Raw genomic sequence first — 12,065 nt, forward strand, 5'->3', positions numbered from 1 at the left:
ATGGAGTTCGGTGACCGGGGACTGCCGGTAACCCGTGGACAACTGGATATATGGCTCGCGCAGGAGACGGGCCACTCGGGGACGGAGTGGCAGCTCGGCCTGTTCGTGAGGATCGAGGGCGTCGTCGATCGCGAGGCGCTGGAGTGGGCCGTCCGCCGGGTGGTGCAGGAGGCCGAGCCGGTGCGGGCCTGCTTCTTCGAGGAGGACGGGCAGGTATTCCAGCGGGCGATCGATTACCCGGACGTCGAGCTCGCATTCATGGATTTGACGCGCTCGCTGGATCCGGTGCGAGAAGCGCGCGAGGTGGCGTCGTCCATTCAACGCACGCCGATGCCCTTAACCGGCCAATTGTTCAAGTTTCTGGCTTTACAGACACGGGCCGATGAATTCCACCTGTATGTTTGTTGTCATCACATAGTCATCGACGGATTCGGTCTGGCCCTGGTGTGCCAGAGGGTTGCGTCCGTCTACTCCGCAATTGTCTCCGGCGCACCGATACCGCCCCCGATTTTCGGTTCCCTACAGGATTTGCTGGATGCCGAATCGGAATATGAAGCATCCGAGGATTATCGGGAAGATCAGGCGTACTGGACTCAGAACCTGCCGACCCTGGGCGGGGCATACCATCGGGCCGTCGCTGACCGCGATGAGTGTGATCCTTATCGCTCTTCCGGGCCGGTCGCGCTGGATCCGGTGATACTGCGCCGGGTTCAGCAGCTGTGCGAGGTGTGGGATATGCCTCGTTCCTCGGTGATCACCGCGGCGTGCGCACTGATGGTCCGCGGCTGGAGCGGCGAGGGCCGAGAGGTCGTGCTCGACTTCCCGGTCGGCAGGCGGGTTCTCCCGGAGTTGAAGACGCTCCCCGGGATGGTCGCCGGCGTCGTCCCCCTGTCGGTCACGGTCTCGCCGGATTGCGCGCTGGCTGATTTCTGCAAGCATGTCGACACCCGCATCCGCGAGGCGCTGGACCACCAGCGGTTCCCCGTGCAGGCACTGGAACGCAACTCGGGCCCGGGGGTGGTGGCCGACAGGATCGTCGTCGACTTCCTGCCGTCCTCGTTCAATGTGCCCTTCGGCGGCGTGGCCGCGTCGGCGTCGCTGATCTCCGGGCTCGGGCGCGGCTTCGGGCTGGTCTTCTCCGGCGCCGGTGACGAGCTGCTGCTGAGCACCCTGGGCGAGGGGCAGCCGTTCTCGAACCTCGATGTCCGTGACATCGCCGCGCAGCTGGAGCGGGTGCTGGCGGCGATCGCCGCCGACTCGGGGCGCCGGCTGTCGACGCTGGACCTGCTCGGCGAATCCGAACGCGCCCGGCTGGGCGAGATTGGAAACCGGGCCGCATTGGGGCGCCCGGCGGGAACGCCGGTGTCGGTCACCGAGTTGTTCGACGCCCAGGTGGCCGGCACTCCGGAGGCGGTGGCGATCAGCGGCGAAGGCGGGTCGCTGACCTACCGCGAGCTGGACGGTGCCGCAAATCGGTTGGCGCACCTGCTCGTCGGCCACGGCGCCGGTCCGGGTCGGTGTGTGGCGCTGCTGTGTTCGCGTTCGGCCGAGGCGGTCGTGGGAATCGTCGCGGTGCTCAAAACCGGGGCGGCGTACCTGCCGATCGATCCCGGTCTTCCGGCGGCGCGGATCGAGTTCATGCTCGGCGACGCCGCGCCGATCGCGGTGCTCACCACCGCCGACCTTGCCGACCTGCTCGACGGGTTCGGCGGCCCGGTCGTCGACGTGCACGACACCGGCTCTGACGCCCTGCCCGACACTGCGCCGCCGGCGCCTGCCGCCGACGACATCGCCTACCTCATCTACACGTCGGGCACGACCGGCACGCCCAAGGGCGTGGCCATCGCCCACCACAACCTGACCCAGCTGCTCATGTCGCTGGATGGCGGACTGCCCCAGGCGTCCGAACAGGTGTGGTCGCAATGCCACTCGTACGCTTTCGACTTCTCGGTGTGGGAGATCTTCGGCGCGCTGCTGCGCGGGGGCCGGTTGGTGGTGATCCCGGAAGCGGTCGCGGGCTCGCCCACCGACATGCGCGACCTGCTGATCGCCCAGCGGGTCAACGTGCTCACCCAAACCCCCTCCGCCGTGGGAACGTTGGCGCCCGAAGGCCTGGAGTCGGTCGCCCTGGTGATGGGCGGTGAGGCCTGCCCGCCGGACGTGGTGGATCGGTGGGCGCCGGGGCGCGTCATGGTCAACGCCTACGGCCCGACGGAGACCACGATGTGCGTGGCGATCAGCGCGCCGCTCACGGCGGGGTCGCCCGCGGTGCCGATCGGCTCGCCGGTGGCCGGCGCGGCGCTGTTTGTCCTCGACGAGTGGCTGCAGCCGCTGCCGATCGGGGTGGTCGGCGAGCTGTACGTGGCGGGGGCGGGGCTGGGAGTCGGCTACCTGAGCCGGGCGGGCCTGACCTCGTCGCGGTTCGTGGCGTGCCCCTTCGGCGGCGCCGGCGCGCGCATGTACCGCACCGGTGACCTCGCCTACTGGGGCGACGACGGGCAGCTGCGGTGCCTGGGGCGGGTCGACGAGCAGGTCAAGGTCCGCGGCTACCGCATCGAGCTCGGCGAGATCCGGGCTGCGCTGGCCGCATTCGACGGGGTGGAGCAGGCGGTGGTGATCGCCCGCGAGGATCGCCCGGGCAGCAAGCGCCTGGTCGGCTACGTCACCGGCAACGTCGACCCGGTCGAGGCGCGTCGCGTGCTGTCCGAGCGGCTTCCGGCCTACATGGTCCCGGCGGCGGTGGTGGTCCTCGAGGCGCTGCCGCTCACGCCCAACGGCAAGCTCGACCTGCGTGCCCTGCCGGCGCCGGAATACACCGTCAGCGAGTACCGCGCCCCCGCCGGCGCGGTCGAGGAGATCCTCGCCGGCATCTACGCCGACGTCCTCGGCGTCGACCGCGTCGGGGTCGACGACTCGTTCTTCGAACTGGGCGGCGACAGCATCTCGTCGATGCAGGTGGTGGCCCGCGCGCGGGCCGCGGGCCTGACATGCCGTCCGCGCGACGTCTTCGTCGAACAAACCGTTGCGCGGCTGGCCGCGGTGACCAAGGCCGCCGGCGCCTCCGACGAAAGCGTGATCGACGAGGGCGTCGGGCCGGTGCCGGCGACCCCGATCATGCTGTGGCTGGCCCACACTAATGGATTGGACGGCCCGGCCGCGCAGTTCAACCAGACGGTGCTGGTGCAGGCCCCCGCGGGTGTCACCGAGGCCGACGTGGTGGCGGTGCTGCAGGCCCTGCTGGACCACCACGCCATGCTCAGGCTATGCGTGAATCGAGCTGCGGCTGAAAATGATTGGTCGCTGGCCGTCCCCGAATCCGGGAGCGTGAATGCCCGCGAGTGCCTGCGGGCGGTGGACGCGCTGACCGACGCGGCGGTGGGACAGGCGCGGTCGCGGCTCGACCCGGCGGCCGGGGTGATGCTCAGCGCCCTGTGGGTCGCCTCCAGCCGCGAGCTGATGCTGGCCATCCACCACCTCGCCGTCGACGGGGTATCGTGGCGAATCCTGTTGGAAGACATCAACATCGCGTGGGCTCAGCACCACGCGGGGCAGCCGGTGGCGCTGCCGGCCGCGGGGACGTCGTTCCAGCGGTGGGCGACGTTGCTCGCCGAGCACGCGCACCGTCCGGAAGTCGTGGAGCAGGCGGGCGCATGGCGGCAGGTGGCTGAGATTCCGGGGGCCCGCGAGTCGCTGCCCCCGGTCCGGCCCGACGTCGACACCTACGCCACCGCCGGTCACCTGGCTGTGCGGCTCGACGCCGCGGACACCCGGACGCTGCTCGGCGAGGCGCCGGCGGCGTTCCACGCCGGCGTCAACGACATCCTGCTGATCGGCTTCGCGCTGGCCGTCGCGGAGTTCCTGCGCCCCAGCCAGATTGGTGATCAACCCATCTGCATCGACGTCGAGGGCCATGGCCGCCACGAGGAATTCGCGGCCGAGCACGAACACGTCGACCTGTCGCGCACGGTCGGGTGGTTCACCACGAAACACCCGGCGGCGCTGCGCGTCGGTGAGTTGCCGTGGGCAAAGGTCACCGCCGGTGACCCCGCGCTGGGCGCGGTCCTCAAGGACGCCAAGGAGCAGCTTCGCGCCCTGCCGCCCGCGCTGACCTACGGCCTGCTGCGCTACTGCAACGGCGATGTCGAGCTGGACGGGCCCGACCCGCGGATCGGCTTCAACTACCTCGGGCGCCTGGGCGCCCCGGCGGCGGACGCCGAGGGGCTTTGGCAGCTGGGTCGGCAGGGCCTGTCGTTGATGGGCGCCGCCGCCGCGGTGCCCATGCCGATGGCGCACACCGTCGAGCTCAACGCCGGCGCCCTCGACACCGACGCCGGCCTGCAACTGCATGCCGAATGGACCTGGGCGCCATCGGCGTTCGACCACGCCCAGATCGCCAGGCTCGGCCGGCTGTGGTTCGAGGCGCTGGCCGGAATCTGTGTGCACGTACGAAACGGTGGGGGCGGGCTGACCCCGTCCGACATCGCGCCGGCACGGCTGCGCCAGGAAGAGATCGACGAACTGCAGCGCCGGTACCGAGTGGCCGACATCCTGCCGCTGACCCCGCTGCAGCAGGGGCTGCTCTTCCACGCCAGCACCGCGCAGGCCGACGTCGACATGTACGCCGTGCAACTGGACTTCACGGTGCTGGGCCCGCTGGACCCCGTGCGTCTGCGCGACGCGGTGCACGCGGTGGTGGTCCGGCATCCGCACCTGGCCGCCCAGTTCTGCCAGCAATTCGAGCAGCCGGTCCAGATCATCTCCTCCGATCCCGAAATGGCTTGGCGATACCTCGAACTCGACGCCGACTCGGACGGCGACGACCAGATCGAGCGGCTGTGCGCCGCCGAACGGGCCGCGGTGTGCGACCTCGCCGACCAGCCCGCTTTCCGCGCCGTACTGGTCCGCATCGCCGAGGGGCGGCACCGGTTCGTCCTGACAAATCACCACATCGTGCTCGACGGCTGGTCGCTGCCGATCCTGTTGCGCGAGATCTTCGCCGGCTACTACGGGCAACGGCTGCCCCCCGCCGCGTCGTACCGGAAGTTCATCACCTGGCTGGCCGACCGGGACCTCGACGCCGCCCGCGAGGCCTGGCGCGCGGTGCTGGACGGCTTCGACACCCCCACGCTGGTCGGCCCACGCGACCGGCTGCAGGACCGGCTGGGGCACGGTCAGCGCGGCTTCGCCACCGCCCGGGTGTCCGAGCAGACCACGTCGGCACTGACCGAGCTGGCGCGGACGTGCCACACCACCGTCAGCACCGTGTTGCAGGGCGCGTGGGCGCTGCTGCTGACCTCGCTGACCGGCCGGCACGACGTGGTGTTCGGCACGGCGCGCTCGCGCGTCGGCCAGCCCGAGGTGGCCGACGCCGAGACGATGGTCGGCCTGCTGATCAACACCGTGCCGGTGCGCGGCAGCATCGGCGCGGATACCACCACCGCCGACCTGCTCGACCAGCTGCAGCGCGCCCACGTGGACACCCTCGAGCATCAACACTTGGCGCTCAACGAGATTCACCGAGTCGCCGGCCACGAGATGCTGTTCGACACCCTGTTCGTCTACGAGAACTACCCGCTCGACACGAGCAAGCCGATGGGTGTCGACGAGCTGACGATCGCCGATTTCACCAACCGCGAGTACAACCACTACCCGCTGACGGTGGAAGCCCTGCCGGGCCGCGAGCTGAACCTGCACCTCGAGTACGACACCGCCGTGTTCGACGGGGCCGGCATCGAGGCGCTGATCGAGCGGATGCGGCGGGCGCTGGAGGCGATGACCGCCGACCCGAACCGGCGGCTGTCGTCGATCGACCTGCTCGACGCCGGTGAGCGCGCGCAGCTGCAGCAGTGGTCGGGCGCGGGGGTCGGTGCGCCGGTTGGGATCGCGCCGGACGTGCTGGCCGCGGCGGTGACGGCCGACCCCGACGCGCCGGCGGTCGTCGACGGCGCCCGCGTCCTGTCCTATCGCGAGCTCGACGACTGGTCCACACGGTTGGCGCGGTTGCTGATCGGTGCCGGTGTCGGCGCGGATTGTGCGGTGGGCGTGGCGATGGACCGGTGCGCCGAATTGGTGGTCGCGTGGTGGGCGGTGCTCAAGGCCGGCGGAGTCTACGTTCCGGTGGATCGGGCACACCCGGTCGAGCGGATCGCCAGCGTGCTGGATTCGGTTGCGGCGCAATGTGTCCTGACCCGCGGAGCCGAATCGGTGGCCGGAGCCGGTGCGCGTCCGGTGATCCGCGTCGACGGGCTCGACGTGTCGGGGCACAGCGCGAACCCGATCACCGACGCCGACCGGACCGCGGCGCTGGGGACGGACAGCACGGCCTATGTGATCTTCACGTCGGGGTCCACCGGCGAACCCAAGGGCGTGGCGGTCGGCCACGCCGGCCTGCTGGGCGCGGCCGCGGGACAGCGCGCGATGTATCGACTGCCCGCCGCGGCGCGCGTGCTGATGGTGGCCGCGCCGACCTTCGACGCGTCGCTGTTCGAGATCGCGCTGGCGACCGGATCGGGCGCGGCGCTGGTGATCGCGCCGCCCGATGTGTATGCCGGCGAGGCGCTGACGGCCCTGCTGCACCGGGAGCGGGTCAGCGCCGCCCTGATCACGCCGACGGTGGTGTCGTCGCTGGACCGCACGCGTCTGGACGCGCTGACCACGTTGATCACCGGCGGCGAGGCCTGCCCGGACGAGTTGGTGCACGCCTGGGCGCCCGGACGGCGGATGTTCAACGCCTACGGTCCCTCCGAGGCCACGATCTGGGCGACCGGCGCGACCATGTCGCCCGGCGAGCCGGTCAGCATCGGCGCACCGATCCCGGGCGTGTGCGCGCTGGTCCTGGACGCGCGGCTGAATCCGGCGCCCATCGGGGTGATGGGTGAGCTGTATCTGGCCGGGCCCGCACTGGCGCACGGCTATATCGACCGCGCGCGGCTGACCGCCGAGCGATTCGTCGCAAATCCGTTTGCGCCCAACGGTGTAACGGGTGCACGCATGTATCGCACCGGCGACCTGGCGCGCTGGACCGCGGCCGGGAGGCTGGAGTACCTGGGCCGGGCCGACACCCAGATCAAGCTGCGCGGGCAGCGCATCGAGCTCGGCGAGATCGAAAGCGCTCTGCTCGCCTGCCCGCAGGTCGGCCAGGCCGCCGCCACCGTGCACCACGGCACCACCGGCTCCCAACTGGTCGCCTACATCACCCTGGAGCACGCCGGCACCGCCGACGACGACGCCGAGATCGTCGGCGAGTGGCAGCACGTCTACGACGAGCTGTACGCCGCTCCGGACGCCGAGGTCACCGAGGGCGCCGGGGCCGGCGTCGTGGGGTTCGGCATGGACTTCCGGGGCTGGAACAGCAGCTACACCGGTGACCCCATCCCGCTCGAGGAGATGGCGGAATGGCGCGCGGCCACGGTGGACCGCATCCTCGCCCTGCGCCCGCGGCAGGTGCTCGAGATCGGCGCGGGTTCCGGGCTGATCCTGTCGCAGGTCGCCCCGCACTGCGAACGCTATGTCGCAACGGACATTTCGTCGGCGGCCGTCGACAAGCTGACCCGCTCGCTGGAGCGGCTGCAGATCCCGTGGCGCGACCGCGTCGAGCTGCGTGCCCAGCCGGCCCACGTCACCGAGGGGCTGCCGCCGGGCGAGTTCGACACCATCGTCATCAACTCGGTCGTCCAGTACTTCCCCAACGCGGGCTACCTGGCCGAGGTCATTGACAACGCACTCGAGCTGCTGGCCCCCGGCGGCACGTTGTTCGTCGGCGACGTCCGCAACCATTCCCTGCAGGGGGCGTTCCAGACCGCGATCGCCCTGACCCGCACCGGCGCCACCGACGCCGCGGTGCTGCGCCAACGGGTCCACCACGCGATGCTCGGTGAGCCCGAATTATTGCTCGCCCCAGAGTTCTTCAGCGCTTGGGCCGCCGATCGCGCGTCGGTGGCCGGGATCGAGATCGCGCTCAAGCGCGGATCGGCCGACAACGAGCTGAACCGCTACCGCTACGACGTCGCGATCCACAAGGGGCCCGCCGCCGTGCGCTCGCTGGCCGCCGCGCCCACGTGGGAATGGGCCGACTGCGCGGGCCTGACCGGGCTGCACACCCGGTTGGCTTCGCAGCGTCCCGGCACCGTCCGTGTCACCGGCATCCCCCGCGCCGGGGTCATCGGCGACGTCGTGCTCGAGCAGGCCCTCGCCGACGGGCTGCCCCTGGCCGAGGCGCTCGCCCGGGCCGAGGACGCCGACGGTTCCCTGACGCCCGAGGACCTGCACCGCCTCGGCGAGGCCGCCGGCTATCACGTCGCCGTCACCTGGGGCAATCCGCCCGGCACGGTCGACGCCGTGTTCGTCACTCGCGCGGACGCATCCGCGCCCGCGTTCACCGATCTCTACCTCCCCCCGGCCGGGGCGCATCACAGCCCCGTCCACGCCAACGACCCGCACAGCAACACCAAGATCGGCGCGGTGCGCCAGCGGTTGAGCGCGTGGCTGCCCGACTACATGGTCCCGCCGCACATCGTGGTGCTCGAGGAGATGCCCTTGACCTCCTCGGGCAAGCTCGACCGAAAGTCGTTGCCGGCGCCCGACTTCGAGGACAGCGACCGCTACCGCGCGCCGGCCGGTGCCGTCGAGGAGATCCTGGCCGACATCTATGCGCAGGTGCTGGGGCTCCCGCGGGTCGGCGTCGACGACTCGTTCTTCGACCTGGGCGGGGACTCGCTGTCGGCGATGCGCCTGATCGGCGCTGTCAACACCAGCCTGGACGCCGACCTTTCGGTGCGCACTGTCTTCGAGGCGCCCACCATCGCCCAGTTGGCGCCGCGCATCGGCGGCGACGCCCGCCGGCTCGAGCCGTTGGTGCCCGCCCAGCGTCCCGAGGCGATCCCGCTGTCGTTCGCGCAGAGCCGGCTGTGGTTCATCGACCAACTGCAGGGCCCGTCGCCCGTCTACAACATGGCGGTGGCGTTGCGGCTGCGCGGCCGGCTCGACACCGGCGCTCTGGGCGCGGCGCTCACCGACGTGGTCGACCGCCACGAGCCCCTGCGCACGCTGTTCGCGGCGCCCGACGGGATACCCCGGCAGGTGGTGCTGCCCGCCGGGCAGACCGACTTCGGCTGGGACGTCGTCGATGCGACCGGGTGGCCGCAGGACCGGCTGGACGAGGCCGTCAACGACTCGGTGCGCCACACTTTCGACCTGTCCGCCCAAATACCCTTCCACGCAAGGCTTTTCCGCTGCGCTGATGACGAGCACATGCTGGTGGCCGTCGTGCACCACATCGCCGCCGACGGCTGGTCGATCACTCCGCTGGTGCGCGACCTGGGCGTCGCGTACGCGAGCCGCTGCGTGGGGCAGGCGCCGGCCTGGGCGCCGCTCGCGGTGCAGTACGTCGACTACACGCTGTGGCAGCGCGCGCAACTCGGCGAGATCGACGACAGCGACAGCCCGATCGCGGCGCAGCTGGCCTACTGGGAGGACGCCCTGGCCGGGCTGCCCGAACGGTTGCAGCTGCCCACCGACCGGCCCTACCCGCCGGTCGCCGACCACCGCGGCGCCCGGGTGAGCATCGAGTGGCCCGCCGAACTGCAGCGCCAGGTCCGCCGCGTGGCCCGCGAGCACAAGGCCACCAGCTTCATGGTGATCCAGGCCGCCCTGGCCACACTGCTGTCCAAGATCAGCGCGAGTTCCGATGTGGCGGTGGGCTTTCCCATCGCGGGCCGGCGCGACGCCTCGCTCGACGAGCTGGTCGGGTTCTTCGTCAACACGCTGGTGCTGCGGGTCGACATCGCCGGCGACCCCACCTTCGCCGAGCTACTGGGCCAGGTGCGCCGGCGCAGCCTGGCCGCCTACGAACACCAGGACGTGCCGTTCGAGCTGCTGGTCGAGCGCCTCAACCCGGCCCGCAGCCTGACGCATCACCCGCTGGTGCAGGTGCTGCTGGGCTGGCAGAACTTCGACTGGCAGGCCAGTGACGCCGCCGGGCTGGCGCTGGGCGATCTGCAGGCGACCGCGTTGCCGGTGGACACCCACACGGCCAGAATGGATTTGGCGTTCTCCCTGGGCGAGCGCTGGGGCGAGGACGGGGAGCCCGCCGGACTCGACGTGGCGGTGGAATTCCGCACCGACGTTTTCGACGCCGACACGATCGAGGAGCTCGTCGGGCGGTTCGAGCGGGTGCTGGCCGCCCTGACCGCCGACCCGGACCTGCGGCTCTCGTCGCTCGACCTGCTCGACGAGGTCGAGCACGTGCGGCTGTCCCGGTGGGGAAACCGGGCTGTGCTCGACCTTCCGGTGGCCGGGGTGTCGGTGCCGGTGTTGTTCGCCGCCCAGGTGGTGCGCAGTCCTGATGCGGTGGCGGTGGTGTGTGGTGGCGGGTCGTTGACGTATCGGGAGCTTGACGAGGCGTCCAACCGGCTGGCGCACCTGCTGTCCGCCCACGGGGCGGGTCCGGGTCGGGTTGTGGCGGTGTTGTTCTCGCGTTCGGCCGAGGCGGTCGTGGCGATTTTGGCGGTGTTGAAGTCCGGGGCGGCGTATCTGCCGATTGATCCGGCGCTGCCGCAGGCTCGGGTGGAGTTCATGGTTGCCGATGCCGGGCCGGTGGTGGCGGTCAGCACCGGTGATCTGGCGGGGCGCTTGGCGGGGATGGGCCTGTCGGTCGTCGACGTGCACGATCCGGCCGTCCTCACCCAGCCGAGCACGGTGCTGCCCGGGCCGGGTCCGCGCGATGTGGCGCACATCATTTACACCTCGGGCACTACTGGTGTGCCCAAGGGTGTTGCGGTGGAGCATCGTAACGTGACGCAGTTGTTTGATGGGCTGGATATCGGCGTCGCGTTGGCGCCGGGGCAGGTGTGGACGCAGTTCCATTCGTATGCGTTTGATTTCTCGGTGTGGGAGATCTGGGGTGCGTTGCTGCATGGCGGGCGGCTGGTGGTGGTGCCCGATGCGGTGGCCCGTTCGGCCGATGATTTTCATGCGCTGCTGGTCGAGCAGGGGGTGACGGTGTTGACGCAGACGCCGTCGGCGGTGGGGGTGCTCTCGCCGGCGGGTTTGCAGTCCGCGGCGTTGGTGATCGGGGCCGAGCCGTGCCCGCCGGAGTTGGTGGACCGGTGGGCGCCGGGGCGGGCGATGGTCAATGTTTATGGGCCGACGGAGACCACGATGTGGGCTTGCAAGAGCGCGCCGCTGGCGGCGGGATGCGGTGCGCCGCCGATTGGTTCGCCGGTGTCCGGGGCGGCGTTCTTTGTCCTCGATGATTGGCTGCGGCCGGTGCCGGCCGGGGTGGTCGGCGAGTTGTACATCGCGGGCCGTGGCGTCGGGATCGGCTACTGGCGCCGAACGGCGTTGACGGCATCGCGTTTCGTGGCCTGCCCGTTCGAGGGGGCACGCGGGCAGCGGATGTATCGCACCGGTGATCTGGTCTGCTGGGGTTCTGACGGGCAGCTGCGCTATCACGGGCGTGTCGATGAGCAGGTCAAGATCCGCGGCTACCGCATCGAACTCGGCGAGGTCCGCTCGGCGCTGGCCGCCCTCGACGGGGTGGACCAGGCCGTCGTCGTCGCCCGCGAGGATCGGGGCGGCGGCAAGCGCCTGGTCGGCTACATCACCGGGGCCGCCGACCCCGGCGAAGCGCGGGCCGCGTTGGCGGCGCGGCTGCCGGGCTACATGGTCCCGGCCGCGGTCGTCGGTTTGGCGGCGCTGCCGGTGACGGTCAACGGCAAGCTCGACCTGCGCGCGCTGCCGGAGCCGGACTTCGCGGCTCGGGGGTACCGGGCCCCGGGCAGCCTCACCGAAGAGATCCTGGCCGGCGTGTTCGCGCAGGTGCTCGGGGTGCAGCGGGTCGGCGTCGATGACTCGTTCTTCGACCTCGGGGGGGATTCGCTGTCGACGATGCGGCTGGTCGCGGCGATCAACGCCGCCCTGCAGGTCGACCTGCCGGTGCGCACGGTGTTCGAGGCACCCACCGTGGCCCGGCTGGCGCCGCGTGTCGGCGAGGGCAACAGCAGGCTGCAGCCGCTGGTCGCGCTCGAGCGGCCCCCGGTGATCCCGTTGTCGTTCGCGCAGAACCG

At 70.9% G+C, this 12,065-nt stretch carries 1 protein-coding gene (running past one end of the window); it reads left to right on the top strand.

Features of this window, described 5'->3' with window-relative positions; all coding sequences use genetic code 11:
* On the top strand, positions 1 to 12,065 hold the beginning of the coding sequence (locus tag G6N48_RS21715; protein ID WP_163670901.1) for a non-ribosomal peptide synthase/polyketide synthase. 19,147 nt of this gene lie beyond the right edge of the window; only the first 12,065 of its 31,212 coding nucleotides appear in the window; its start codon is at positions 1 to 3; the stop codon falls past the right edge of the window.

It is taken from the genome of Mycobacterium parmense (assembly GCF_010730575.1).
Taxonomy (GTDB): domain Bacteria; phylum Actinomycetota; class Actinomycetes; order Mycobacteriales; family Mycobacteriaceae; genus Mycobacterium; species Mycobacterium parmense.